Origin of the sequence: Marinobacter shunpengi, assembly GCF_045449715.1 — a bacterium.
Lineage (GTDB): Bacteria > Pseudomonadota > Gammaproteobacteria > Pseudomonadales > Oleiphilaceae > Marinobacter.
Map to the genome: position 1 here is coordinate 49,759 of NZ_JBJJLA010000024.1, position 25,680 is coordinate 75,438.

Sequence of the window (25,680 nt, forward strand, 5' to 3'; positions counted from 1 at the left end):
GATGGCTGTGATCCCGTCCACACCACAGAAACCACAACGGATGCCCACGGGGCCCGGACAATAACGGTTACACCCATGAACAAATACAATGAACTGGGTAAAACCGTGGCCAACTACGCGACCCTGAGCCCGGTAAGCTTCCTCAGGCGTTCGGCCACCGTCTACCCCGACAAGACAGCTGTCATCGACGAGGACATGACTCTCAGCTATCGCCAGTTCCTGGAGCGGAGCTGCCGTCTGGCCAATGCCCTGACCGACGCCGGCATTGGTCGGGACGACACCGTGGCGATGCTCTGCCCCAACAGTCATGAGATGCTGGAAGCCCACTACGGCGTGCCCATGGCCGGCGCCGTGCTCAATACCCTCAATATCCGCCTGGACGCCGCCACCCTGGGGTTTATCCTCAACCACGGTGAGGCCCGGGTGCTGGTCTATGACACCGGGTTCGAATCCCTGGTGCGGGAAACCCTGGAGTCGGTGGACGAGCGACCGATGCTGATCGCCGTGGAGCGGGACGCCGGCGCCAGCGACGGCCTCGCCGACCAGGGTTACGAAGGCTGGCTCGCCGCCGCCGATACCAGGGACAACGGGCCGGGGCCCGGGGATGAATGGGACGCCATCAGCCTCAACTACACCTCCGGCACCACCGGCAACCCCAAGGGCGTGGTCTACCACCACCGGGGCGCCTACCTGGCGGCCATGAGTGATGCCATGGCCTTCAACATGAATGACAGCACCGTCTACCTCTGGACCCTGCCCATGTTCCACTGCAACGGCTGGGGCTATACCTGGGCCATCACCGCGGTGGGGGGCACCCATGTCTGCCTGCGGCAGGTGAACGCGGACGAGATCTACCAGCGCATCGAGCGATACGGCGTCACCCACCTGTGTGGGGCACCCATTGTGCTGAACATGGTGCTGACCGAGCTGGGCCGGCAGGGCAGGCGGCTATCCTCACCGGCACAGTTTGCCCTCGGTGGTGCGGCGCCACCCAGCGCGGTGATCCGCAAGGCCGGGGAGATCGGTTTCCAGATCACTCACCTCTACGGCCTCACCGAGTCCTACGGCCCCGCCAGCCTGTGTGTGCCACAGCCGGAATGGGTGGACCTGCCGCTGGATAAGAAGGCCCTGAAAATGGCCCGCCAGGGCGTGCGGACCCTGTCGGTGGAGGACATTACCGTGCTCGACCGGAGCACCGGCGAGCCCGTGCCCCACGATGGCCAGACCCTCGGCGAAATCTGCATCCGTGGCAACACCATCATGAAGGGTTACCTGAAGAACCCGGATGCTACCACCCGGGCCTTCCACCGGGGCTGGTTCAATTCCGGTGACCTGGCCGTGGTGCACCCGGACCACTACATCGAGATCCGCGACCGGGCCAAGGACATCATCATCTCCGGGGGCGAGAACATCTCCAGCCTGGAGGTGGAGGAAGCCCTCTACCAGCACCCGGCGGTCTCCGAAGCCGCAGTGGTGGCGATGGCCGACGACACCTGGGGTGAGGTGCCCTGCGCCTTCGTGGCCCCGGCTCACGACGACGGCTCACTTACCGAGGCGATGATCATCGACCACTGCCGTGAGCGACTGGCCCGGTTCAAGGTGCCCAAGCGGGTGGTGATCGGCGAACTTCCAAAGACCGCCACCGGCAAGATCCGCAAGAACATCCTGCGGGACCAGTTGGCCCCGTAGTAACCAGCGGGGAATCTCCCGCTGCAGGACCACAGGGAAGGCCATAACAAGCCCAAAGGGACGGTATCCGGAAAGCTGCTTTCAGTAACAACAAAGACAACAACGTCAGGAGCGATCGAACATGAAACAGTTCAGTGCCAAGAACCTGCTGGTTTCCGCGGCTACTGCGACCACCCTTGCCCTCGGGGCCGGCAATGCCACCGCGGAGGATCCGATCCGCCTCGGCGGCATCTATATCCTGTCCGGCAGCGCCGCCACCTATGGTGAGTTTGCCCAGCGGGGCATCAACCTCGCCGTGGAGGAGATTAACGCCTCCGGCGGCATTCTCGGGCGTCAGGTGGAAGTCATCTACGAAGACAGTCAGGGCAAGGCGGCCACCGCCATCCAGGCGGCCCGCAAGCTGGTCTACCAGGATGACGTCGACGCCCTGGTCGGGCTGGACAGTTCCGGTGTGGCTCAGGGGATGGTGCCTACTGTGCCGGAACTGCAGAAGCCGCTGATCATCACCCACGCCGCCACGCCGGATGTCACCGGCTCGCTGTGTAATGAATTCACCTACCGCATCAGCGTCAACGTAGCCCAGAACCAGAAGGCAGCAGCGATGATCGCCTCGGAGCTGGACGCCACCCGCTGGACCACCATAGGACCGGACTATGCCTTCGGTCACCAGACCTGGGAATACTTCGGCAACTACCTCAAGGAGATGAAGCCAGAGGTGGAACTGATGGAGTACACCGCCTTTCCCCGCTTCGGTGCCGAGGACTTCACCCCATTTATCAACGGTGTCATGGACGCCGAGCCGGAAGGCATCATCATTTCCACCTGGGGTGGCGACCTGGTTAACTTTATCCGCCAGGCCAACAACCTGGGCTTCTTCGAGCAGGGCTACGAGGTGATGTTCACCGTCGGGGCCGCCACCGAGGTGCTCGACGCCCTGGGTGACCAGATGCCGGAAGGCGTGTGGCTGTCCACCCGGTACTGGTATGACGCCTACGACAACGACATCAACCGGGCTTTCGTCAAAGCCTACCTCGATAAGTACGGCAGTGCCCCGAGCTACAACGCCGAAGGCGCCTACGCCGCGGTCTATGCCTACAAGCAGGCCATGGAAGCCGCCGGCACCACCGATGGCCCGGCAGTGGCCAGCGCCCTGTCCGGCATGACCATGGACGCCCCCAATGGCCAGGTGACCTTCCGCAAGGGCGACAACCAGGCCATGGTCAGTCCCAACTGGGGTGTCTCCGGTCCCATGCACCCGGAACACGGCATTCGCACCCTGACCAACGTCAGGGTGTTTGATGGCGAACAGGTGGCCCGCCCCGTGTCCGAAACCGGTTGCTCCCTGTAACCAGTCCCCGGACCAAAGGATCATCAGTAGGGCAGGGAAGCCGGCTGATCCGACAATCACTGAATCGAGGTGTCTATGTCTGGCCTGGGAGCGGCATTACTCAATAGCCTGGAGATGGGCCTGCTGCTGTTTGTGATTGCGGTGGGACTGAACATCGTCTTTGGCGTGCTCAATATCATCAACTTTGCCCACGGGGCCCTGTACATGCTGGGGGCGTATTTCGGGTACACCCTGATTGCCCTGGTCGGCCTGCCGTTCTGGATGGCATTGCTGATCGCGCCCCTGGGCGTCGCCGTGATTGCCGTGGTGATCGACCGCCTGATGCTGCGTTTCATCTATGGCCGGGATGTGGCGGACAGCCTGCTGCTGACCTTCGCCATCCTGCTGATCATCAGCGAGAGCGTACGCAGCATCTACGGCTCCAATATACAGACCGTCTACCCGCCGGCACTGCTGGAAGGCACAGTGTCGCTGCTGGGCAGCCCCTACCCGGTCTACAGCCTGTTTGTGATCGCCATGGGCCTGATCATCGTGGCGGGGCTGTGGTACCTGTTCAATCGTACCCGGGTTGGCAAGATCATGCGTGCCGCCGCCCTCGACCGGGACATGGCCGAAGCCCTGTGCATCAATACCCGGTTGGTGGTCACAGGCGTGTTCGCCTTTGGCGCCTGGCTCGCCGGAGTTGGCGGCGTTATTGCGGCCCCCATGCGCACCATCGATCCCGGCATGGGGGACAAGATCATTATCGAGTCGTTCATTGTGGTGGTCATCGGCGGCCTGGGCAGCTTCCCCGGTGCGCTGATCGGGGCCCTGATTCTCGGCGCCATCTACGGTTTCGGCGGACGCTACCTGCCCGACTTCAACCTGTTACTGCCTTTCCTCGGCATGGCCCTGGTGCTGCTGTTCAGACCCACGGGCATCATGGGCAGGGGGGCAAGCGCATGAAACAGACCATCGTGATGGGGGTATTACTGCTTGCCGTGGTACTGCTGATCGCCTTGCCCTGGTTCGCACCGTATTTTTACCTCTTTATTTTCACCGAGATCCTGATTCTCGGATTGTTCGCCGTCAGCTTCAACCTGGTGTTCGGCTTTACCGGCATGCTCAGTTTCGGCCACGCCGCCTATTTCGGCATGGGTGCCTACACCACCGCCATGCTTCTGTTGCACCTGGACTGGCCACTGGTCTACACCCTGGTGGCCGCCATGGCGCTCTCCGGGCTGCTTGCCCTGGTGATCGGGTTCTTCTGCGTGCGGCTCAGCGAGGTCTACTTCGCCATGCTGACCCTGGCCTTCGGCATGATGGTATTCACCATTGCCCATTCCTGGCGCGATGTAACCAACGGCAGTGACGGCATTGCCGGCTTCCGGATCAGCGAGTTCGGCCTCGGGCTGGACCTGACCCTGGGCAATCCAGCGGTTTACTACCACGTCACCCTCGCCGTGGTCGGTATCGCCTTGCTGGTGCTCTACCTTATCAGCCGCAGCTCCTTCGGGCTGATTCTCAGGGCGATCCGTCAGAACCCGGAGCGGGTGGCTTTCTGTGGCCTGAACGTACGCAGCTACCGGCTGGCCTCGTTCACCATTGCCGGCACCTTCGCCGGACTGGCCGGCGCCCTGATCGCACCGTTCCTGAGGGTGGCCAGTCCGGAGTTGATGCACTGGTCGATGTCGGCGGAACCGGTACTGATGTCCATCCTCGGTGGCACCGGGTATTTCCTGGGGCCCTTTGTGGGCGCCGCCATCTTCGTGTTACTGGAAACCTGGATCACCAGCTTTACCGAGGCCTGGATGCTGTTCCTGGGTATCGTGCTGGCGTTAATGGTGATGTTCTTCCGCCGGGGTGCCCTCGGAACCCTGCTGGACTGGTGGACCAACAAACATGACTGATCCCATACTTACTATAAGTAACCTTACGAAACGCTTTGGGGGTAATACCGCCGTCTCCGGGATAGATCTGGAGCTGCAACCCCGGGAAACCATTGCCATTATCGGGCCCAACGGGGCGGGCAAGACGACCTTCTACAACATGGTGTCAGGACGGATGATGCCCAGTGACGGCCGTATCCTGCTCGAAGGCCGGGACATCACCGGGCTGGCACCGCACCGGATCAGCCGTATGGGCGTTTCCCGGTCATTCCAGATCAATAATATCTTCCCGGAAATGACGGTACAGGAGAATGTTGAGGTGGCGTTGACCGCCTTCCACGGCCACAGCCGCAAACTGTTCAATCTGGCCAGCCGCAACCGCGCCGTCCAGGAGGAAGCCCGGGGCCTGTTGGAGCGCCTGCAAATCCTGGATCTGGCGGAACGGCGGGCGGAAGTGATCAGCTACGGCGATAAACGCCTGCTGGAAATTGCGGTGGTACTGGCCACCCGTCCCCATCTGGTACTGCTGGACGAACCCACCGCCGGCATGACCCCGGATGAGACCCGACGCACCACCACCCTGATCCGGCAACTGGCGGATTCCGGTGACTACACCTTCCTGATCACCGAGCATGACATGGACGTGGTCTTCGGTCTGGCTGACCGGATCCTGGTCATGCACCGGGGGGAAAAGCTGTTCTTCGGCACCCCGGAGGAGGTCAGGGCCCATCCCGAAGTGCGCCGGGCGTACCTGGGAGAGGAAGAGCAAGAGGAGGCCAGCGCATGATGCTCGAGGTTGATAATATCCATACCTATTATGGCGAAAGCCTGGCCCTGCAGGGGCTCAGCTTTTCGGTGAACGAAGGGGAGACCGTCTGCCTGCTTGGTCGCAACGGGGCCGGCAAGAGCACCACCCTCAAAAGCATCATGGGACTGACACCCCCAAGACACGGCCGTATCACCTTTGATGGCCATTCCATTGCCGGTATTCCCGCCCACCGCATTGCCCGACTGGGTATTGGCTATGTGCCTGAGGATCGGCGGATCTTTCCCGGTCTGACGGTACGGGAGAACCTGGAGGTGGCCGAGTACCGGCGTCCCGGGGAACCCCAGGCCTGGACCATAGAAAGGATCTTTGACGAGTACTCCATGCTGGCGGAACTGGCCGATCAGGATGGCGCCACCCTGTCCGGTGGCCAGCAGCAGATGCTGACCGTGGCCAGGTCCCTGATGATCCAGCCAAGGCTGTTGTTGCTGGACGAGCCGAACGAAGGCCTGGCCCCGGTCATCGTGCAGCAAATTGGTCGTCTGATAGATGAGTTGGGCCGGAACACCACGATCGTGTTTACTGATCAGAGCGTGCATTTTGCCCTCAGGCATGCCCAGCGGGCTTTCATACTGGAGAAGGGCAAGGTGGTTCACGAAGCCAGCAGCGAGGCCCTGCGTAACGATCCGGAGACCCAGGATCGCTACCTGTCGGTGGCCTGATATTGGTCATGTTCCGGTCCTTGGATCGGGGCAAGTTCAACCCCTACAACCTGCGAAGCCGGCCTCGGCATGGCAATAGGACATGGCGTATACTGCTCACTTCGCAAGCAGGCAAGTAAACTATGATTCAGGATTACGAGACATTCAAAGCGGAACTGGCGTTATCCAAGGAAGAAATCTGCAGGGAACTCTACCAGGAAAATACTGACCGGATTCGCATAAAAAAGGAAGGCACGGCAACCCGGAACCTTGCCCGGATTATCGACTCCACTCTCAGGCTGGCGAATTCCAAGGGTTTCCACGCCATGACCTTGAGGGACCTGTGCGCGGACTCCGGCCTCAGTATGGGCGGGCTTTACGCCTACATCCGCAACAAAGATGACCTGATTCACCTGATCCAGAGCCACGGCTTCAAGCTGACCCGTCGTACCGTCCTCCACTATATCAATGGTATTGACGACCCGGTGAGCAAACTATCCCAGGCGATCAGGGCCCATGTATTCCTGAGCGAGCTGATCCGCCCCTGGTTCTACTTTTCCTTCATGGAAGCCAAGAGCCTGCCAGCGGTGGAGAAGCAGAATGCTATCGCCACTGAGCGGGAGATAGAGACCATCTTCTGCAATGTCATTTCGGAAGGCATAGAGCAGGGGGTATTCCGGGAGATCAACGCCAGGCTGCTGTCTTCGCTGATCAAGGCAATGATGCAGGACTGGTATCTGAAACGACGTAAGTATCGCGATCAGGGCGTCTCGGTGGAGGACTATGCCAACCAGCTGAACGATCTTCTGAAGACCTACCTGCTGCCCGCGTCAGAGTCCGGGGCCGGTATCAATGTTGGCCGCACCGCAACCACCGCCTCCTGAGCTAACTGACCGGGCACAAAAAAGCCCCGCTGGCATCATCGCCACCGGGGCTTTTTTCTTCTTTATCGGGAACCTACCTACACATCCAGGTTGGTTACAGACAGCGCGTTGGTCTGTATAAAGTCCCGGCGGGGTTCGACATCGTCCCCCATCAGCGTGGTGAAAATCTGATCCGCGGCAATCGCGTCCTCGATGGTCACCTTCATCATGCGGCGGGTTTCCGGGTCCATGGTGGTTTCCCACAGCTGCTCCGGGTTCATTTCACCAAGCCCCTTGTAGCGGGAGATGTTCAGCCCCCGCTGGGCTTCCTTCATCAACCACTCCAGAGCTCCTTCGAAGCTCAGTACCGGCTGCTTGCGCTCACCCCGCTGGATGTAGGCGCCGTCCTCGATCAACCCGTCCAGGGTTTCGCCCAGACGGGCAATGGCCTTGTAGGACGATGATTCAAAGAAATCATGGCTGAAAACATGGGTGTAGGGAATGCCATGGACGTAGGTAGTGACCTTTGGCAGGAACAGGTTGCGCTCTGTATCCCGCTCCACGGAGAAGGTGTACTTGGTACCGGTGCGGGTATCCAGGTCAAGCCCTTCACCCAGTCGGCCCACCCAACGGGTCACGGCTTCCTCGGAGGGGAGGTCGTCCGGCGCCAGTGTGCTGTTGTAGACCATCTGCTTGAGTACCAGTTCCGGATAGGCCCGGGACAACCGGTCGATCATGGCCATGACCGCCTGGTAATCCTTCACCATGGTTTCCAGGGCCGTGTCTTTGATGGCTGGCGCGTCCGGATTAACGAACAGTTGGGCGTTCTCCAGAGCGGTCTGCGTCAGGTAGGCTTCCTTGGCCCGTTCATCCTTCAGGTATTGCTCCTGCTTGCCGCGCTTGACCTTGTACAGCGGTGGCATAGCGATAAATACATGACCACGCTCAATAATCTCCTTCATCTGCCGGAACAGGAAGGTGAGCAGCAGGGTACGGATGTGGGAGCCATCCACATCGGCATCGGTCATGATGATGATGGAGTGGTAACGCAGCTTGTCAGGATCGAACTCCTCCCGGCCGATACCACAGCCCAGGGCGGTGATCAGTGTGCCCACTTCTGCAGAGGACAGCATCTTGTCGAACCGGGCCTTCTCCACGTTCAGGATCTTGCCCTTCAGCGGCAGGATGGCCTGGGTGCGACGTTCGCGACCCTGCTTGGCGGAACCACCGGCAGAGTCACCCTCCACAATGAACAGTTCTGACAGAGCAGGATCCTTTTCCTGGCAGTCCGCCAGCTTGCCGGGCAGGCCGGCGATATCAAGTGCCCCCTTGCGGCGGGTCATGTCCCGGGCTTTGCGAGCCGCTTCCCGGGCGCGGGCCGCGTCAATCATCTTATTGACGATGGCCTTGGCTTCGCCGGGCTGCTCCTGCAGGTAGTCGGAGAAGGACTGGTAGAGCTCCTGTTCCACAGCCGTCTTCACTTCCGAAGACACCAGTTTGTCCTTGGTCTGGGAGGAAAACTTCGGATCCGGTACCTTCACGCTGATGATGGCAGTCAGACCTTCCCGGGCATCGTCACCAGACGTGTTTACCTTGGTCTTCTTACCCAGGCCTTCCTGCTCGATGTAGTTGTTCAGTGACCGGGTCAGGGCGGCACGGAAGCCCGCCAGGTGGGTACCACCATCACGCTGGGGAATGTTGTTGGTGAAGGTGTAGATATTCTCCTGGAAGGCGTCGTTCCACTGCATTGCCACTTCCACCACAATGCCGTCTTCCCGCTCCCGGGTGAAATGGAAGACGCGGTTCAGGGGCGTTTTGTTGGTGTTCAGGTGCTCAACGAACGCCCTCAGACCACCTTCATACTCGAAGACTTCTTCCTTGCCACTGCGCTCGTCCTGCAGTCGGATACGAACTCCGGAATTCAGGAATGCCAGCTCCCGAAGGCGCTTGGCCAGGATGTCGTAATGGAATTCAATGCTGGTGAAGGTATCCGGGGAGGGGATGAAAGTGACATCGGTGCCACTACGATCCGTGTCGCCGACAACCCCGAGAGGACCATTGGGCACGCCGTGGGTGTAGGTTTGCTCGTAGACCTTGTTATCCCGACGGATGGTCAGCTTGAGCGTGGAAGACAGGGCGTTTACCACCGACACCCCGACACCGTGCAGACCACCGGAGACCTTGTAGGAGTTGTCGTCGAACTTACCACCGGCGTGAAGCACCGTCATGATAACCTCGGCGGCAGATACCCCTTCCTCCTCGTGGATATCCACCGGAATGCCCCGCCCATTGTCCCTGACCGTGACCGATTCATCGGCATGAATCACCACACCAATCTCGGAACAGAATCCGGCCAACGCCTCGTCAATCGAGTTGTCCACCAGTTCAAACACCATGTGATGAAGACCGGTGCCATCGTCGGTATCACCGATGTACATGCCAGGGCGTTTACGCACGGCATCCAGGCCTTTAAGAACCTTGATACTGGAGGAGTTATAACTCTGTTCGCTCATTCGGACGCTCCTGAAGCGCTGGTTTGTTCTTCCATTAGCTGCCCATGTTCCACGTGGAACATTTTGTATTCCGGCAGCGGACTCTCCCACAATTGGGTGGGGTCGGGTCGTTCAATCGCCGTTAAAAACACCTGGCTACCCAATCGGATCAGTCGTTCGGCCAACAGTCTCCGATGGCCCTGATCCAGTTCAGCATTGATATCGTCGAGCAGGAATGTGACCTGTTTTCCCCGGTCAGCGAGTACCTTTCCCTGCGTCAGCTTCATCAGGATGACCAGTGTCTTCTGTTGTCCACGGGAAAAGATTTCAGCGACGGCCCGGTTCTGAAAGCGGAGCCTGACATCGGCACGATTGGGGCCATACAAGGTATGCCCAACCTTCCTTTCCTGTTCTCGGTGTTCCAGCAGGGTTTTATGCAGTCCCTTTTTCCGGTCCCAACCGGGGTAGTAATCCACCTTCAGGGCTTCGGACCATTCGCTGTGACTGTGGGCGAGTGTGACCCTGAATTCTTCCTGGAATGTCCGGAATACCGATTCTCGAAGCCGGTCGACCTGCTCCGATAGCTCGACAAACTGCCGGTCCCAGACCTGCAGCAGGTGATCATCTATTGTACCACTTCTGAGGATACGATTCCGCTGGGAGATGCTTCGCTGACACTGTTGCCAAAGGGATCCAAAGGAAGGTTCCACGTGGAACACCAGCCAGTCCAGAAACTGCCTTCGCTTGCCTGGGCCACCTGCAACGATGTCGAAAACCCCGGGATCAATCACCGATACCGGAAATAGCGATGCCAGTACCGACAGGCTATAGACATTCTCGCCGTCGACCCGAAGCCGGGTTTCCTGAGTCTGCACATCCCGGGAAAACCCCAGCCTGGCGATACCGCCGCGATCCTCCTTAAGGTTGGCGGATTTCACCTGACCAAAGATCACGAACTGCTGGTCACCCTGGTGACAAACCACTTTATGCCGATGTTGACGAAAGGAGCGACCAAGTCCCAGGTAGCCGATGGCCTCCAGCAGGCTGGTCTTACCACTGCCATTCTGACCATAGATCAGGTTGACCGATGGAGAGAACTCAAGCCGGGAAGGGGAAAGATTTCTGAACTTTTCGGTTTGAAGGGATAGCAGCGCCATCAGTGCAACATGGTCAGGCGATCATCCATGAACACATCCATCTCCGGCGCCAGAATGTGGACGTAACGATCAAAGTACAGGAACTGTTTCAGCAGCAGTGCAAACTCCCGGGGGAAGTGCAGGCCATGGTCTTCACCGATTCGGACCACTTCCATAAGGATATTGTTCACCTCGTCGTCGGTATCCGCTCCCTGCCACTCACTGGCGGAATCATCCGGTACCATGCGATCCATACTCTGGTAGAGGTTACGCAGGTCCCGGGCGAGGGCGGTCACCTCCACCGATTCGCGGGTGATACCGATGCGCACCATGGCATCTGCCATGCCGTCGAAATTGCCAGCCATGACCGCCCCGATAAAGTCCGACACCGCCTGCCAAGTCTGGGGACGGATGCGACCAACAATACCGAAGTCGATAAACCCGATGCGTCCGTCATCCAGCACCATCAGGTTGCCGGCATGGACATCCGCATGGAAGAACTCACACTGGGTCAAACTGGCAAACCAGGTGTTCATGGCGGTAATCAGTGTCCGTTCCGGATCCTTGGTCACCCGGCAGATGGTCTCCAGGTCTGTCAGGGAGACACCATGGAAGCGTTCCATGGTCAGCACCTTACGGGTGCTGCACTGGTGGTACACCTTGGGCACCGCCACCTCCTCATTGTGGGTGTCCTGCAGGAAACGGCGAAAGGTATCCAGGTTCCGGGCTTCCTGGATAAAGTCGCATTCCTCCATCATGGTCTGCTGGATTTCCTCGACAATACCCGACAGTGAGGTCCACGACAGTTTCGGTGCCAGGGTCTCCACCAGCCTGGATGACAGGTAGAGGAAGTTCAGGTCCGTCAGCAACACGGTTTCCACACCGGGCTTCTGCACCTTGATCACCACCTCCTCGCCGGTCACCAGCCTGGCGGCATGGACCTGGGCAATAGAGGCGGAGGCCAGGGCCACCGGATCGATCTCGCTATACACCTCTTCCAGCGGACGCCCCAGTTCCTCCCGCAGGATACGGCGGATCGAGGTATAGGGAATGCTGGGCGTTCGGTCCAGGCATCCCTGGAACTCATCCACGTACTCCCGGGGAAAGAAGGTAGGGGAACTGGCGATGAACTGACCCAGCTTGATGTAGGTGGCCCCGAGGGACTCGAAGGTTTCCCGCAGCATTCGGGGTGCCGGCGGACGATGACCCCGCACCCAGCCCAGGCCGGTGCGGCCGAGTACCGTCATGGTCTGACCAATACGCAGGGCGCCTTTCAAACCCTGGCTTACCGTTACCCGTGCCATCGTGTTTCTCCTTTCAGAGTCCGCTATTCCTCCCGGAGGTATCCGGGAAGGATCAACCTCCGGTTACAGCCTCATGGGCATCACCACATAGAGACTGCGGCTTTCAGTTTCCGATTCGATCAGGGCGCTGCTGTTGGGATTGGACAGGGTCATCCTGACCTGGTCATCATCCAGCGCATTCATGACATCCACAAGATAGCCCACGTTGAAACCGATCTGCAGTGCCTCGCCCTGGTAGTCCACCGACAGGGCATCTTCCGCCTGTTCCTGGTCCGGGTTATTGGCGAACACCTCCAGCTTGCCGGAGGACAGGTGCAGACGGACACCGCGGATGTTCTCGTGGGACAGGATACCGGCCCGCTGCAGGGTATTCTTCAGTGTTGACCGATCGGCCATCACCACCTTGTCACCGCCACGGGGGATAACCCGGTTATAATCCGGGAACTTACCCTCGATAAGTTTGGAAGTGAACGTGTAGGAACCGACCGTTACCCGCAGATGATTGTCGCCGATCACCAGCGTCGCCGGGTTCTCCACATCATCCAGCAGCCGCGACAGCTCCAGCACCCCCTTGCGGGGCACGATCACCTGGCGAACGTCCTCCACGCCGGTAGCCATGTCGAAGTGGGCCATGGCCAGCCGGTGACCATCCGTCGCCACGGTGCGCAGGTAATCCGGCGCTACTTCCAGCAGCAGCCCGTTAAGGTAATAACGCACATCCTGCTGGGCCATGGCGAAAGCCGTCGCTTCCAGCATGCGGCCCATTTCCTTCTGCGGGACTTCCAGCCGGATACTGGCCTCCTCGTCCTCCACATTGGGGAAATGCTGGGCTGGCAGTGTAGACAGGGTGAAATGACTGGCACCGCAGCGCAGGTGCAGGCGATCCCCCTCCAGGCCCACCTCAATGGGAGCTTCATCCCCGAGGGCCCGGCAGATATCCGCCAGCTTGCGGGCCGGTACCGTAATTTCTCCGGGCTGATCCACATGAACCGGCGACACCCGCGCCACCAGTTCCACTTCCATATTGGTACCGGTCAGCGTCAGGTGGTTATCTTCCGCCACCAACAGCACGTTGGACAGGACAGGCATGGTCTGCTTCCGCTCCACCACACCGGCAATGGACTGTAGCGGCGTAAGCAGTGATTCTCGGCTGATAGTCAGTTTCATGTCACTCGACGTTCCTGTGGATGTGTTCTTATCGGCTTCTCAACGTCAGCTCGTCAGCAGACGCATGAAATTCTGGTAGTCCTCCCGGATCCCCGGGTCGCTCTCCTGCAATTCGACGATCTTCTTGCAGGCATGCAGTACGGTGGTGTGGTCCCGTCCGCCAAAGGCGTCGCCAATCTCCGGCAGGCTGTGATTGGTCAGCTCCTTGGACAGAGCCATGGCCATCTGCCGGGGCCGCGTCACCGTGCGGGTGCGGCGTTTCGACAGCAGGTCCGCCACCTTGATCTTGTAGTACTCCGCCACCGTGCGCTGGATATTGTCGATACTCACCTGCTTTTCATGCAGCGCCAGCAGGTCCTTCAGGCTTTCACGGATAAACGGCGGCGTGATCTCCGACCCGGTAAAGTGGGCATTGGCAATCACCAGCCGCAGGGCGCCTTCCAGTTCCCGCACATTGGAGCGGATTTTCTGGGCAATGAAGAACGCTGCCTCGCTGCTCAGCCGGACACCCGCCTGATCCGCTTTTTTCATCAGGATGGCCACCCGGGTCTCGAGTTCGGGAGGCTCCACCATCACCGTCAGACCCCAGCCGAAGCGGGACTTCAGCCGCTCCTCCATATCGGTGATTTCCTTCGGAAAGCGGTCACAGGTAACAATAACCTGCTGCCCCCCCTCCAACAAGGCGTTGAAGGTGTGGAAAAACTCCTCCTGGGATCGTTCCTTGCGGGCGAAGAACTGGATATCGTCGATCAGCAATGCGTCCACCGAGCGATAGTAGCGCTTGAACTCGTTGATGGCGTTAAGCTGCAGGGCCTTGACCATATCCGCCACGAACCGTTCTGACCGCAGGTAGGCCACCTTGGCGTTGGGATTTCGCGCCACGATTTCATTACCGATCGCGTGCATCAGGTGGGTTTTACCCAGACCCACACCCCCGTAGAGGAACAAGGGGTTATAGGACCCGCCGGGGTTTTCCGCCACCTGCATGGATGCCGCCCGGGCCAGCTGGTTGGACTTGCCCTCAACAAAGGTATCGAAGGTGAAACCTTCATTGAGGAACGACTGGTGCTTGATATCCCCTTCTACCTGTACCGAGGAACGCTTGGATCCCCCGGAGGGCACCGATGCCGCCACTCCTTTCTCTTCCTCGGTGACGTGGCCTGAATCGTCGGATAACGGTGCCCGCGTCGCTCCCCTGCCGCGCTCCGAAGCGGCCGAGCCATGACCATTCACCCTTCGTGATGAGGATTGATCCGGGGAGGGCTGCGTTTGCTGCTGGCCGTCCGCCTTCGGTCGTGACGCCGTGCCCACTTTCATATTGACCCGTGGGGCCTGCCCCCCCTCCAGGTCCTTGATCACTTCCTCGATCCGGCGCAGGTATTTCTGGTTGACCCAGTCCATAACGAACCGGTTGGGCGCGAACAGCACCAGGTAGCCATCATCCAGTTCAGGCTGAAGGGGCCGTAGCCAGGTGTTGAACTGCTGCGCCGGAAACTCATCCCGGAGTACTTCTAGACACTGATGCCAGATCTGCTGCGGCACGTCCGCTTGCCTCCGATGCTGATGAAATTCGTAACCCGTTCGGTTAACCCCGGCCTGCCGGACGGCAGACCACAAGACCGGAAATTGTACCCCCCGTTGGCCTTGAGAAAAAGCCTGAAAAGCGACACCGTGAACAGCCTGTGGAAATATTTTTTCTTTTTTATCAAAATTTTACAATTTTACACACATGGTTGTGTACAGAAAATCATTCTCAAAAACTTATCCACAGGACCCTGTCGACAATCTGTCAGCAAGCCTGTTCATGAAACCTTGACGGATCCGGGATAACTACCCTGTTTCGAAAATTACCGACTTCTCCCCATTTCCTACCGTACCTTTCCACAGGGCTCACCCGCACTTCACAACAACCTTACCCCAAGGCCAATAGTCTGTTTTCATTGACCATAGATCGCTTTTCCACAGAAATGCTGCAACCTAATAACAGTAATAATAGAAAAGATTTAAAAGAATCAGAAAAACCTATTGATACTGTTATGGTGACCCTGCCCGGTCGTCTTCGGACATCCCTCGGTAATCCCTGCCCCGGCACTCTCCCCACCCTCACAGAAACCATTGAAATCACCCCCCGATTTGCTTAGAATGCCGCTCCTGTTTTGACTGTTCATTTTGCAGCCAATCAAGGCGCTGCAAACCACCCTCACGATCAATGAGAGCGTAATCATGAAAAGAACGTTTCAACCAAGCGTACTGAAGCGTAAGCGCGCCCACGGTTTCCGTGCCCGCATGGCAACGGCCAACGGTCGCAAGGTCATCGCGCGTCGTCGCGCCAAGGGTCGCGCACGTCTGTCCGCCTGATCCGGATTGCAGTGTGGGGGATCACTCGTTTCCCAAATCGTCACGCTTGTTGCGCCCTGCCGACTATTCGGGCGTTTTCAACAACGTGCGGGTACGGGTTCCCCACCGGCACTTCCTGATCCTGGCAGCGCCCAATACCCTTGGGCAGCCCCGGCTTGGCCTGATTTTCTCAAAACGCAACCTTAAACACGCTGTCCAGCGCAACCGCGTGAAACGGCTGGTTCGGGAAAGTTTCCGCCACCGCAATGACCTGGGGTCACTGGATATTGTTGTCCTTGGCCGGCAGAACCTCGCCACGCAGGATAACCAGGCACTGCACCGGGCCCTGGACTCGATCTGGCAGAAACTGGTCAGGAAGTCCCTTGAATCCGATACCCGTAGCGGCCCTTCTGGATAGGCACCATGCGATCTCTCCTGGTAGTTCCCATCCAAATCTATCGTTACGCCATCAGTCCAATGATGGCCAGCCACTGCCGTCATACTCCCAGTTGCTCCGCCTACGCCCTGGAAGCCATCGAAACCCATGGTGCCATCCGGGGATCATGGCTTGCGGCACGACGCCTGTCCCGCTGTCACCCCTGGGGAACTCACGGATACGATCCGGTGCCCGGTACTGACCGGTCAGATACCCGAGCAAACGCCAACCCAACTGCAGACTAAGTTTATGGACATTCAGCGCATCGTATTATTTGCCGGTCTTGCCATAGTCAGTTACCTGATGGTCCTGGCCTGGAACGAGGACTATAACCAGCCTGTGGAAACCCCCACAGTCCAGGAACAGTCTGCAGATTTTGAGGCACCCTCCAGCGACGATGAACTGTCTCTGCCTGACAGCGGGGAACAGGCCTCCGAATCCTCCGGCGACCTGAACGCACCGGGTGGACAGACCGCCCGCGGCAATACCGATCTGTCCTCGGCGGATCGACTGGTGACTGTCCGCACCGACGTCCTGGAACTGAAGATTGACCGGGTGGGCGGCAACCTGGTGGAAGCCTCGCTGCTGGATTACGATCGGACCCTGGATGGCGAAGAGCCCCTGCGTCTGCTCCAGACCACCGAAAACCGCACCTATTTCCTGGAAAGCGGGATGATCGGTCGTGACGGTTTTGACAGTCGCAAGAACGGTGAAACCCCGGTGTACCAGGTGGCGGATCCGGAAGTGACCCTGACCGAGGGTGAGGATAGCCTGCAGGTGGACCTGATCTTTCAGTCCAGCCAGGGGGTTACCGTCACCAAACGCTATGCCCTGGAAAGGAACAGCTACGAGATTGATGTCCGTTACCTGATCGACAATCAGTCCGACAACACCTGGCAGGGCAACTTCACCGGCAAGATTATCCGTGACGAGGCCCCCGATCCCACGGCCCAGAACAGTATGGGTATCCGGGCCTTCCTGGGACTGGTGATCAGTTCTCCGGACGACCCCTACGAGAAGTTCGATTTCTCTGACCTGGAGGACAACAACGTCAGCCGGTCGGTGACCAATGGCTGGCTGGCTTTCCTCCAGCACTACTTCATCTCCGCCTGGATCCCACCGCAGGATCAGGCCCATCAGTATCAGACCACGACCCGGGGCAACCTCAATGTGATGGGCTTTGTCAGCCCCGCCACCGTGGTGGAACCGGGTCAGTCCGTCGAGACCGGAGCCCGCGTCTACGTTGGCCCCAAGATCATCGAACGCCTGGAGACCGTGGCCCCCAACCTGGACCGCACCGTTGACTTCGGCTTCCTGTTCTTCATCTCACTGCCGCTGTTCCTGTTCATGGACTGGATCCATGGCCTGGTCGGCAACTGGGGTGTGTCCATCATCCTGCTGACGGTGGTTGTGAAGGCCGTGTTCTTCAAGCTGTCGGCCACCAGTTACCGTTCCATGGCCCGCATGCGGGCGGTGGCACCGCAGCTTACCCGGCTGAAGGAACTCTACGGTGATGATCGCCAGCGCATGTCCCAGGAGATGATGGCGCTGTACAAGAAAGAGAAAATCAACCCGCTGGGGGGGTGTCTGCCCATCCTGGTGCAGATGCCGGTGTTCATCGCCCTGTACTGGGTCCTGTTCGAGAGTGTGCAGTTGCGCCATGCGCCGTTCATGCTGTGGATCCAGGATCTTTCCCAGATGGACCCGTACTTCATCCTGCCGATCCTGATGGGTGCCAGCATGATGCTGCAGATGCACCTGAACCCGACGCCGCCGGATCCCATGCAGGCCAAGATCATGAAGCTGATGCCCATCATCTTTACTGTCTTCTTCCTGTGGTTCCCGGCCGGTCTGGTACTGTACTGGCTGACCAACAACATTCTGTCCATCGCCCAGCAGTGGTACATTACCCGCAAGATCGAGCAGGAAATGGCCACCAGGAAAGGATAGCGCTACTCCGTTATCCACAGAGTGTCAGGGGCCTCGTCATGAGGCCCTTTTTCGTTTCCGGGATACAACCTTCGCATCCACACCGGAGTACCAGATGCAGCCGACCACCGATACCATTGCCGCTATCGCCACCGCACCAGGACAGGCGGGTGTGGGTATCGTGCGGGTGTCCGGCCCCTCCGCTGCCGCTATTGCCAGCTCGGTGCTGGGTTTTAAACCCAGACCCCGATATGCCCACTTCGGCCCTTTCCTGGAGGGCGACGGCAGCCTGATCGATGAAGGTATCGGGCTGTTCTTCCCCAACCCCCACTCCTTCACCGGCGAGGATGTGCTCGAACTACAGGGCCATGGCGGTACCGTGATCCTGGACCTGCTGCTGCGTCGGGTCTGCGAGTTGGGGGCCAGACTGGCCCGGCCGGGGGAGTTCTCCGAACGGGCCTTCCTCAACGACAAGCTCGACCTGACCCAGGCCGAGGCCATTGCCGACCTTATCGAAAGCAGTTCCGAGCAGGCCGCCCGCTCCGCGGTTCAGTCCCTGCAGGGGGTATTCTCGAAACGGATCAACGAACTGGTGGAATCGGTGACCCACCTGCGGATCTATGTGGAGGCCGCTATCGACTTTCCCGAGGAGGAAATCGACTTCCTGGCGGATGGCAAGGTTGCGGAGGATCTTGATCGCATTGTCACCGACCTGGATCGGATCCTTGTGGAAGCCCATCAGGGCAGCCTGCTGCGGGATGGCATGAAGGTCGTGATCGCCGGCCGCCCCAATGCCGGCAAATCCAGCCTGCTCAACGCCCTGGCCGGTCGTGAGGCCGCGATCGTCACCGCCATCGAAGGCACCACCCGGGACGTACTGCGGGAACATATCCACATCGATGGCATGCCCCTGCACATCATCGATACCGCCGGTCTGCGGGACAGCCCGGATGAAGTGGAACAGATCGGTATCGCCCGGGCCTGGGACGAAATCCGTCAGGCCGACCGCATCCTGCTGATGGTGGATGCCACCACCACCCCGGAAACTGAACCCCACGCCATCTGGCCGGATTTCATCGACCAGTTGCCGGAAAAGGCCCCGGTCACCGTGGTCCGCAATAAGGTGGACCTGTCCGGTGAAACCGTTGGCATCACCGCCGAGCGCCACCAGGCGGCGCCGGTGATCCGTCTGGCGGCCAAGTCCGCCGACGGCCTGGAAGTGCTCCGGGATCACCTGAAGGAATGCATGGGCTTTGCCGCCACCACCGAGGGCGGCTTCCTGGCCCGCCGCCGCCACCTGGATGCCCTCAACCTGGCCCTGGACTCCCTCCACCAGGGCCAGGACCAGCTCCAGGGCTATGGCGCCGGTGAACTGCTGGCCGAAGACCTGAGGGCAGCCCAGGACGCCCTGGGTGAGATCACCGGGGCGATGACCTCCGATGACCTGCTGGGCAAGATTTTCAGCAGTTTCTGTATCGGTAAATGATCCCTTCTGACCCTCCAGGCTGACTTTCCTGTCGGCGCAATCCAGCTGTATTCGCCCTTTTCCATCACCCGGCTCAAGCTGAAACCGCATCGCTTATCTTTGGTGCATTAGTCAGTGTACTGATAAATATAGGGGCATGATTCGCTTTTGGGAGGAGCGTTCAAGGAGTTCCTTATGTGATATTTATTTCCAGTTTAAATGTTTAAAAACAGTTGTTTACAAAATTTATTTACTATAGATCAATACTGTGGCACGTGTTCTGCTTGCTCATCGGATAGCGGGGCATTTATCAAAAAAATCAGTGGACCATGGGAAGTCAATGGATAGTACAGAGGTGAATACAAGAGCCGGTCGTTTTTCAGGGGCGCGTCTTAAGGGTATCGCCCGCGTTAGCGATCTTGTGGCGGCCCCTGATGGCGCTACCTTTCTGCATGCCGGTCCACCGTATGGCTCCTATCCGATACCCCCGGCCGTCCTGAATGCTGCAGCTCATGCGGTGATGTTTGAAAAGCTCGCTGCCCATTTCGATGAAGCTAAGCAGCTCCTGCTTCGGGGAGTTATCAGACTGGCTCCGGCCCAGGAATACGGCGTGGTGACCCCCCTGGCCCAGGTGGTATCGCCATCGATGCCCGTGTTCATTGTGGGCGATGACAGCTATCAGGCATATGCCCCCATTGCGGAATCTCCACCTCCCGCGCTCCGTTTCGGATCATCGGACAGCATTTGCCTGCAGCAGTTTACCGAACAGACATCGCTGGCCCTGGAAGAGCTGGCGCCGGCACTTGCCAGTAGCTCCGTTGCCATGGAAAGCATTATCGCCCACGCCCTTTACCATCAGCAGGAGTGCCACTCGCTGACAGAGGCGGCCAATAGGGCGCTACTATCGATGATCAGTGGCATCCCGGATGATACCCGCCAGCAACTGAACGCCAATCAGGGCTACGTTCTTCCAATCCTAATGGCGGCCAGTTCTTGGCGTCTGCATCAGGGGCCCGGGGACATTGAGGCGGTTGGTGGCAACGGGCATGAATTCGGTATCCGCCTGAGGGGCAGCTCCCGGTGGTTGACCTGCCAGGCGGATCCGCCCGTGGGGCCAAGGTTTTCTGGCAAGCACAATGAACCGGTTCTCGGAGCTATTGGTGACAGTGCTGTCATCGATTTCTGTGGTCTTGGAGGGCAGTCCCTGGATGCCTCACCGGAGCTGGTAATGCTATGGAAAAGCCAGTTACCGACGAACTGGCGGAATCGTCGCGATGCGCTGGTGGATGCCTCCACCGGGGTTGTCAGTGCCCGTCGGATCGCCGACACCGGTCTGATGCCTCTGGTCCATTTGGCCATGGTGGGTGCCGGACCAGAGGCTGGCATCCTTGGACGCGGTTTCTACCAGCCAGACCCGGGGCTGTTCACAGCCCTCAAACACCAGCAGACCCGTGGCTGAGCATCGTCCGCGGGCCCGTTGTCATTGCAACCTCCGAATGGAGTTTCACTATGGGACATAAAAAACATTTCGTTGCGTCACTGTTACTGGGAGCCCTGGTGGCCGGTCCGGTTGCCGCCGAGGACACCATCAAAATAGGTGTCTCCCAACCATTGACCGGTTCTGTGGCTGCGTCAGGAACCTACGTTGCCAATGGTGCCCGGCTGGCTGCCGACAAGATCAACAGCGAAGGCGGTGTTCTGGGCAAGTCCATTGAACTGGTGATTGAGGACAACAAGTCCAATCCCCGGGAAGCGGTAAACGCTGCTGAGAAACTGATTCTCCGTGACAAGGTGCCGGTGATGATGGGCGCCTGGGGCTCGACCTTCACCCTGGCGACCATGCCCAAGTTGGAGGAATACGGCGTACCCATGGTGGTGGAGACTTCTTCATCCAGCAAGATCACCACGGCCGGCAACCCCTGGGTATTCCGGATCAGCCCCACCTCAAAGATGGAGGCCATTGCTTTCAGCGAGAAGCTGGACAGTTTTGACCCGCCCATCGAGAAAGTGGATTTTCTGTCGGTGAACAACGACTGGGGTCTGGGTGCTGCGCAGGAATTCGAGGCCATGTTCAAGGAACACGGCATCGAAATCGGGCGCAAGGAAACCATTTCCCCGGGCGATGTGGACCTTTCGGCCCAGCTCTCCTCCCTGAAGGATTCCGGCAGCGACACGTTGATCATGACCTCCGGCGTGGAGCAGATTACCCTCGGTATCCGGCAGGCTTCGGAGCAACGACTTCCTCATCGAATCGTCACCACCGGCGGTTCGTTCCCGGAGCCATTGCTCGAGTCACCGGTGGGTGCGGATTATGTCAGTACCCATCTGCTGTTCTTTTCCCCCTGGACACCGGAAAGCGCGGTCCATCCGGAGATTGCTACCGGGTTCGTGGAAGCCTGGAAGGTAGAGGGACATTCCTTTCCTGGTCTGAGCGAAGGTTTTCGTGGGTATGACGGCATCATGACGATTGTCCAGGCAATCGAAGATGCCGGCAGCTCTGAACCCGAGGCCATTCGTGACGCCCTGTGGGAGGTTGAGGTAGCCGGTGTCAATGGTGATATTGCTTTCAAAAAGGATGGCCCGGAAGGCCGCGAAAGTGGCCAGAGTATGCCGAATGTCTACATCGTCCACCTTCAGGACGGTGAAGTGACGGCCCAGTAACGCCAGCGGGGGGCCCCAGGTCCCCCGATCAAACCTGTCTGTAAAAGATTCGGGAGTCCGACTGTGGACGAGATTCTTCAGCATCTGGTCAACGCCATGGTATTGGGCGCCACCTACGCGCTGCTGGGTATAGGCCTGACGATCATTTTCGGCATCATGCGTGTGGTGAATTTTGCCCACGGTGAACTCTATACCCTGGGGGCCTATGCCGCCTATGGCCTGGTGGCCCTCCTGGAGGTTGATTTCTTCACCTCCATCCTCATCGCCGCGACGATAGGCCTGCTCGTTGGGGCGGTCATTGAGTATGTTTTTCTTCGCAAGAAGGATCTGAACAATATTGATGAGGTCATGCTGATCATGATTGGCATCATGATCGTGATGCAGAACCTGGAACTGCTGGTCTGGGGTGGGGTAGCCAAGATCGTGCCCTCCCCCTTCTCCCAAGGCGCAATCGACTTCGGTGTGGTCTCTCTGAGCCCTACCCGTCTGTTTGTCTTCCTGACGGCTGTGGTGCTTCTTGTCCTGTTCTACGTGGGTATTGAGAGGACCCGCTTTGGCCTCGCCATTCGTGCGACGTTCCAGGACCAGGACGCGGCACGAATCGTCGGGGTCAATGTGTCCCGGATCTACACCCTGACTTTTGCCCTCGGATCGGCAATGGCGGCCGTGGCAGGCGCTTTGCTGGCGCCGATATTTGTTGCAACCCCGATGATGGGCGATCTCGCCAGCCTCAAGGCATTCGCGATCGTCATTCTGGGCGGTCTCGGGAATCTGGGAGGTGCCGCCCTGGGAGGGTTCCTTCTGGCTTTCATCGAGGAGTTCGGGGCCGGCTATATTTCCAGCGCCTATCGGGATGCCTTCGGCTTTATTGTGATCATCCTGGTGATGCTGTTCCGTCCCCAGGGGCTGTTCTCAGCCAAGGAGAGGGTGGGTTGATATGAAGCACAAGGGTTTTTTTATCGTTGTGACGATAATGGCGATGCTTCCGGTGCTTTGGCCCGATCCCTATGTTCTGTCGGTCACCGGCGCCGCTGGCATCATGATCATTGCGGCCATCAGTCTGAATCTGTTGCTGGGCTTTACCGGCCAGCTGAGTCTGGGACATGCGGCTTTCTTCGGCATTGGCGCCTATACCAGTGCGTTGATGTCGCTGGGTTTCGACGTCCGGCTGGGCTTCGGCATTGAGCTGGTAGTGGACCCGAAGCCAGTATGGCTGGCGTTCCTTACCGCGATCGTGGTGACCGGCATTTCTGGCTGGCTGATCGGCAAACTGGCGTTCCGTGTACGGGGCGCCTATTTCGTGGTGATCACCATCAGTTTCGCCCAGGTCATGCGCTTGATTGCCCTGAACTGGGTGGACCTGACCGAGGGGCCCATGGGGATGATCTCGATCCCGCCCCTGACGCTTTGGTTACCCGGTGAAGGCGTGATTGCGCTGACGTCCAAGGCAGCCACCTACTGGCTGGTGCTGGTGGTCGGCATTGTGGCGTACCTGCTGGTCGCCAGCCTGGTCCACTCCAGAGCCGGACGGGCGATGATTGCCCTGCGGGAGAACGAAACCCTGGCCACGTCGGTCGGCATACCGGTGACTTACTACCTGACCATTGCAGCGGTGGTGTCGGCAGCAATCGCCGGCGCGGCGGGCGGACTCTACTCCCACACAGTGCGTATTATCGATCCGGATGTGTTCCTGTTTATCTACACCGTCACCATGGTGATCATGGTGATTGCCGGTGGCAAGGGCACCCTGGCGGGACCGGTGATCGGAGGCCTGATCTTTGGCCTGATGCCGGAATTGCTGCGTGGAGTGGTACGTCCCGAAGTCCAGTGGATCATCTATGGCGCGGTGATGGTGCTTATTCTGATGTTCATGCCCAAGGGGCTGGTACCGGCGCTGTCGGACTTCGTGTCCTGGCTGAAGAACGGCATGGCGAGACCGAAAGGCAAATCCCGGCTAGTGGAAGGAGCGAAATCATGACGGCTCCCGCAATGGAAGTCAGCCCTCCGGAAACGGTGCTGTCCCTGAAGGGGATCACCATGCGCATCGCCGGTCTGGTGGCGCTTAATGACGTGACATTCGATATCCCGGCCGGCCAGATTGTCAGCCTGATCGGACCTAATGGGGCGGGCAAGACCACCGCGTTCAACGTGATCTCGGGATACATGCAGCCAACGTCGGGTCACGTCGAACTCTTTGGTGCCAACATTACCGGTGTCACGCCCCATTCCATCGCATCCCGGGGACTGGTACGCAGTTTCCAACGTACCAGTGTGTTCGGTGCAAGGACGGTATACGACAATGTGCTTACCGCGCTGCATCTGCAGGGCTCCAGTTCACTGCTGCAGTCCCTTTTGCGGCTGCCATCGTTTCGCCGGGATGAATCGGCCCTTGATAAGCGGGTCTGGGAACTACTGGATTTTGTTGGCCTGAGACACCGCGCCGATGAGATTGCCACTACGCTGTCGTTCGGTGAACAGCGCCTGTTGGGTGTGGGGATTGCCCTCGCGGCCCGGCCGAAGGTGCTGTTGCTGGATGAACCGGCGGCTGGCATGAACCCGGCGGAAACCGATGACTTCAAGGCCATCGTCCGGCGCATCGGCGGCAGTGGCATTACGGTGCTGCTGGTGGAACATGACATGCACATGGTGATGTCCATCTCGGACTATATCGTGGTCCTCAACCAGGGCCAGATGATTGCCCAGGGTCTTCCGGAAGAGATACAGCAGAACCCGAAGGTGATTGAGGCCTACCTGGGCAAGGGGGTAAAACGTGCTGAAGCTTGAGGATGTGACGGTCTGCTATGGTCCGACAGTGGCGGTGGACCAGGTCTCGATGGAGGTAAAGGAAGGCGAGTTCGTTACCCTGATCGGCTCCAACGGTGCCGGCAAGTCCACCACGTTGCGGGCCATCAGTGGTCTGGAACCGGTGCGGTCCGGGCGGATCCTGTTCGACGGGGATCCGATCCACAAATGCCGGTCCCAGGAGATCCTGTCCCGGGGCATCGCCCATTGCCCCGAGGGGCGGCGCGTGTTTCCCCAGCTGACCGTGCGGGAGAACCTGGAAATGGGGGCCTATCGCCGGTTCGACAAACAGGGCATACGTCGTGATATCGACCATCAGCTGACCCGGTTTCCGCGCTTGAAGGAACGCCTGAAACAACCTGCCGGCACCCTCTCCGGTGGCGAGCAGCAGATGCTGGCGATCGCCCGCGCGCTGATGTCCCGGCCAAGGCTGGTGATGTTTGACGAGCCATCGCTGGGCCTGGCACCGAACTTTGTGGAACAGGTGTTCAGTCTGGTTTCCGAGATCTGCGCCGGCGGGACCACCGTGCTGATGGTGGAACAGAATGCCTATGCCGCCCTGGAGCTGTGCGACCGTTCCTACCTGCTGAATACCGGCCAGGTAAAGCTGAGCGGCACCGCCAGCGAGATGATGGCCAACCCGGAAATCCGCAGGATCTATCTGGGGGCGGCCTGAAACCGCCGGAGGGCAGGCCTGTCCTCCGGTCCCTGCCAAC

At 59.2% G+C, this 25,680-nt stretch carries 23 protein-coding genes; 18 read left to right on the forward strand and 5 right to left on the reverse strand.

Going from position 1 to position 25,680, the window contains the following annotated elements; genetic code table 11:
- The first annotated feature begins 75 nt into the window (after positions 1–75).
- The 7 genes from ACJO3T_RS17065 to ACJO3T_RS17095 all read left to right on the forward strand — a co-directional run bounded on the left by ACJO3T_RS17065 (position 76) and on the right by ACJO3T_RS17095 (position 7,256).
- A complete protein-coding gene (locus ACJO3T_RS17065; protein WP_406979248.1) occupies positions 76–1,689 on the forward strand; it encodes a long-chain-fatty-acid--CoA ligase in 1,614 nt (537 codons plus the stop codon).
- Between the two features lie 121 nt (positions 1,690–1,810).
- On the forward strand, positions 1,811–3,037 hold the full coding sequence (locus ACJO3T_RS17070; protein ID WP_406979249.1) for an ABC transporter substrate-binding protein: 1,227 nt from the start codon (positions 1,811–1,813) through the stop codon (positions 3,035–3,037).
- A 75-nt stretch (positions 3,038–3,112) separates the two neighbouring features.
- Complete coding sequence (locus tag ACJO3T_RS17075) at positions 3,113–3,982, forward strand: branched-chain amino acid ABC transporter permease (RefSeq protein ID WP_406964853.1); 870 nt, start codon at positions 3,113–3,115, stop codon at positions 3,980–3,982.
- Positions 3,979–4,926, forward strand: a complete 948-nt coding sequence (locus ACJO3T_RS17080) for a branched-chain amino acid ABC transporter permease (protein WP_406964854.1) — start codon at positions 3,979–3,981, stop codon at positions 4,924–4,926. The genes ACJO3T_RS17075 and ACJO3T_RS17080 overlap by 4 nt, the downstream gene beginning before the upstream one ends.
- Positions 4,919–5,692, forward strand: a complete 774-nt coding sequence (locus ACJO3T_RS17085; RefSeq protein ID WP_406964855.1) for an ABC transporter ATP-binding protein — start codon at positions 4,919–4,921, stop codon at positions 5,690–5,692. The genes ACJO3T_RS17080 and ACJO3T_RS17085 overlap by 8 nt, the downstream gene beginning before the upstream one ends.
- Complete coding sequence (locus ACJO3T_RS17090; protein WP_406964856.1) at positions 5,689–6,393, forward strand: ABC transporter ATP-binding protein; 705 nt, start codon at positions 5,689–5,691, stop codon at positions 6,391–6,393. Before ACJO3T_RS17085 ends, ACJO3T_RS17090 begins: the two co-directional genes overlap by 4 nt.
- A 122-nt stretch (positions 6,394–6,515) precedes the next feature.
- Complete coding sequence (locus tag ACJO3T_RS17095; protein WP_406964858.1) at positions 6,516–7,256, forward strand: TetR/AcrR family transcriptional regulator; 741 nt, start codon at positions 6,516–6,518, stop codon at positions 7,254–7,256.
- A gap of 77 nt (positions 7,257–7,333) precedes the next feature.
- Here ACJO3T_RS17095 and gyrB read toward each other — a convergent pair whose 3' ends face one another.
- From gyrB to dnaA, 5 genes are all read right to left on the reverse strand, one after another.
- A complete protein-coding gene (gene gyrB / locus ACJO3T_RS17100) occupies positions 7,334–9,748 on the reverse strand; it encodes a DNA topoisomerase (ATP-hydrolyzing) subunit B (RefSeq protein WP_406964859.1) in 2,415 nt (804 codons plus the stop codon).
- Positions 9,745–10,884, reverse strand: coding sequence for a DNA replication/repair protein RecF (recF, locus tag ACJO3T_RS17105; protein WP_406979251.1), 1,140 nt, complete (start codon positions 10,882–10,884; stop codon positions 9,745–9,747). The genes gyrB and recF overlap by 4 nt, the downstream gene beginning before the upstream one ends.
- The gene (locus tag ACJO3T_RS17110) at positions 10,884–12,167 is read right to left on the reverse strand and encodes an ABC1 kinase family protein (protein WP_406979252.1); all 1,284 of its coding nucleotides are present in this window, start codon (positions 12,165–12,167) and stop codon (positions 10,884–10,886) included. The genes recF and ACJO3T_RS17110 overlap by 1 nt, the downstream gene beginning before the upstream one ends.
- Positions 12,168–12,230: 63 nt before the next feature.
- Positions 12,231–13,334: a DNA polymerase III subunit beta gene (gene dnaN, locus ACJO3T_RS17115; protein WP_406964863.1), complete on the reverse strand. Its 1,104-nt coding sequence runs from the start codon at positions 13,332–13,334 to the stop codon at positions 12,231–12,233.
- Between the two features lie 45 nt (positions 13,335–13,379).
- Positions 13,380–14,876, reverse strand: a complete 1,497-nt coding sequence (dnaA, locus tag ACJO3T_RS17120) for a chromosomal replication initiator protein DnaA (protein ID WP_406964864.1) — start codon at positions 14,874–14,876, stop codon at positions 13,380–13,382.
- A gap of 681 nt (positions 14,877–15,557) precedes the next feature.
- Between dnaA and rpmH the strand changes: the two genes are divergently transcribed.
- The 11 genes from rpmH (at position 15,558) to ACJO3T_RS17175 (ending at position 25,640) form a co-directional block, all read left to right on the forward strand.
- On the forward strand, positions 15,558–15,692 hold the full coding sequence (gene rpmH, locus ACJO3T_RS17125) for a 50S ribosomal protein L34 (protein ID WP_406964865.1): 135 nt from the start codon (positions 15,558–15,560) through the stop codon (positions 15,690–15,692).
- A gap of 13 nt (positions 15,693–15,705) precedes the next feature.
- Entirely contained in the window at positions 15,706–16,089 is a 384-nt protein-coding gene (gene rnpA / locus ACJO3T_RS17130; protein WP_406964866.1) for a ribonuclease P protein component, read from the forward strand.
- A 5-nt stretch (positions 16,090–16,094) separates the two neighbouring features.
- Positions 16,095–16,352, forward strand: coding sequence for a membrane protein insertion efficiency factor YidD (yidD, locus tag ACJO3T_RS17135; RefSeq protein WP_406964867.1), 258 nt, complete (start codon positions 16,095–16,097; stop codon positions 16,350–16,352).
- Between the two features lie 4 nt (positions 16,353–16,356).
- Positions 16,357–18,057: a membrane protein insertase YidC gene (gene yidC, locus ACJO3T_RS17140; protein WP_406964868.1), complete on the forward strand. Its 1,701-nt coding sequence runs from the start codon at positions 16,357–16,359 to the stop codon at positions 18,055–18,057.
- Positions 18,058–18,151: 94 nt separating this feature from the next.
- On the forward strand, positions 18,152–19,522 hold the full coding sequence (gene mnmE / locus ACJO3T_RS17145; protein ID WP_406979253.1) for a tRNA uridine-5-carboxymethylaminomethyl(34) synthesis GTPase MnmE: 1,371 nt from the start codon (positions 18,152–18,154) through the stop codon (positions 19,520–19,522).
- Between the two features lie 499 nt (positions 19,523–20,021).
- On the forward strand, positions 20,022–20,960 hold the full coding sequence (locus ACJO3T_RS17150; protein WP_406979254.1) for an oxamate carbamoyltransferase subunit AllG family protein: 939 nt from the start codon (positions 20,022–20,024) through the stop codon (positions 20,958–20,960).
- Positions 20,961–21,010: 50 nt separating this feature from the next.
- Positions 21,011–22,162, forward strand: coding sequence for an ABC transporter substrate-binding protein (locus tag ACJO3T_RS17155; protein ID WP_406964871.1), 1,152 nt, complete (start codon positions 21,011–21,013; stop codon positions 22,160–22,162).
- 63 nt (positions 22,163–22,225) lie between these two features.
- On the forward strand, positions 22,226–23,098 hold the full coding sequence (locus tag ACJO3T_RS17160) for a branched-chain amino acid ABC transporter permease (protein ID WP_406979255.1): 873 nt from the start codon (positions 22,226–22,228) through the stop codon (positions 23,096–23,098).
- A gap of 1 nt (position 23,099) precedes the next feature.
- On the forward strand, positions 23,100–24,140 hold the full coding sequence (locus ACJO3T_RS17165; RefSeq protein WP_406964874.1) for a branched-chain amino acid ABC transporter permease: 1,041 nt from the start codon (positions 23,100–23,102) through the stop codon (positions 24,138–24,140).
- Positions 24,137–24,946: an ABC transporter ATP-binding protein gene (locus ACJO3T_RS17170; RefSeq protein WP_406964876.1), complete on the forward strand. Its 810-nt coding sequence runs from the start codon at positions 24,137–24,139 to the stop codon at positions 24,944–24,946. Before ACJO3T_RS17165 ends, ACJO3T_RS17170 begins: the two co-directional genes overlap by 4 nt.
- Positions 24,933–25,640 (forward strand): ABC transporter ATP-binding protein, encoded by a 708-nt coding sequence (locus tag ACJO3T_RS17175; RefSeq protein ID WP_406964878.1) that lies wholly within the window; start codon positions 24,933–24,935, stop codon positions 25,638–25,640. The genes ACJO3T_RS17170 and ACJO3T_RS17175 overlap by 14 nt, the downstream gene beginning before the upstream one ends.
- Positions 25,641–25,680 lie beyond the last annotated feature (40 nt).

What these genes read in the sequence shown, in the direction of transcription:
- yidC (WP_406964868.1), top strand. Translation starts at nt 16,357, where the DNA reads ATGGACATTCAGCGCATCGTATTATTTGCCGGTCTTGCCATAGTCAGT.
- ACJO3T_RS17150 (WP_406979254.1), top strand. Translation starts at nt 20,022, where the DNA reads ATGTTTGAAAAGCTCGCTGCCCATTTCGATGAAGCTAAGCAGCTCCTG.
- ACJO3T_RS17095 (WP_406964858.1), top strand. Translation starts at nt 6,516, where the DNA reads ATGATTCAGGATTACGAGACATTCAAAGCGGAACTGGCGTTATCCAAG.
- gyrB (WP_406964859.1), bottom strand. Translation starts at nt 9,748, where the DNA reads ATGAGCGAACAGAGTTATAACTCCTCCAGTATCAAGGTTCTTAAAGGC.
- ACJO3T_RS17085 (WP_406964855.1), top strand. Translation starts at nt 4,919, where the DNA reads ATGACTGATCCCATACTTACTATAAGTAACCTTACGAAACGCTTTGGG.
- ACJO3T_RS17090 (WP_406964856.1), top strand. Translation starts at nt 5,689, where the DNA reads ATGATGCTCGAGGTTGATAATATCCATACCTATTATGGCGAAAGCCTG.
- ACJO3T_RS17075 (WP_406964853.1), top strand. Translation starts at nt 3,113, where the DNA reads ATGTCTGGCCTGGGAGCGGCATTACTCAATAGCCTGGAGATGGGCCTG.
- yidD (WP_406964867.1), top strand. Translation starts at nt 16,095, where the DNA reads ATGCGATCTCTCCTGGTAGTTCCCATCCAAATCTATCGTTACGCCATC.
- ACJO3T_RS17070 (WP_406979249.1), top strand. Translation starts at nt 1,811, where the DNA reads ATGAAACAGTTCAGTGCCAAGAACCTGCTGGTTTCCGCGGCTACTGCG.
- ACJO3T_RS17080 (WP_406964854.1), top strand. Translation starts at nt 3,979, where the DNA reads ATGAAACAGACCATCGTGATGGGGGTATTACTGCTTGCCGTGGTACTG.
- ACJO3T_RS17110 (WP_406979252.1), bottom strand. Translation starts at nt 12,167, where the DNA reads ATGGCACGGGTAACGGTAAGCCAGGGTTTGAAAGGCGCCCTGCGTATT.
- dnaN (WP_406964863.1), bottom strand. Translation starts at nt 13,334, where the DNA reads ATGAAACTGACTATCAGCCGAGAATCACTGCTTACGCCGCTACAGTCC.
- ACJO3T_RS17065 (WP_406979248.1), top strand. Translation starts at nt 76, where the DNA reads ATGAACAAATACAATGAACTGGGTAAAACCGTGGCCAACTACGCGACC.
- ACJO3T_RS17155 (WP_406964871.1), top strand. Translation starts at nt 21,011, where the DNA reads ATGGGACATAAAAAACATTTCGTTGCGTCACTGTTACTGGGAGCCCTG.
- recF (WP_406979251.1), bottom strand. Translation starts at nt 10,884, where the DNA reads ATGGCGCTGCTATCCCTTCAAACCGAAAAGTTCAGAAATCTTTCCCCT.
- mnmE (WP_406979253.1), top strand. Translation starts at nt 18,152, where the DNA reads ATGCAGCCGACCACCGATACCATTGCCGCTATCGCCACCGCACCAGGA.
- ACJO3T_RS17165 (WP_406964874.1), top strand. Translation starts at nt 23,100, where the DNA reads ATGAAGCACAAGGGTTTTTTTATCGTTGTGACGATAATGGCGATGCTT.
- ACJO3T_RS17170 (WP_406964876.1), top strand. Translation starts at nt 24,137, where the DNA reads ATGACGGCTCCCGCAATGGAAGTCAGCCCTCCGGAAACGGTGCTGTCC.
- rpmH (WP_406964865.1), top strand. Translation starts at nt 15,558, where the DNA reads ATGAAAAGAACGTTTCAACCAAGCGTACTGAAGCGTAAGCGCGCCCAC.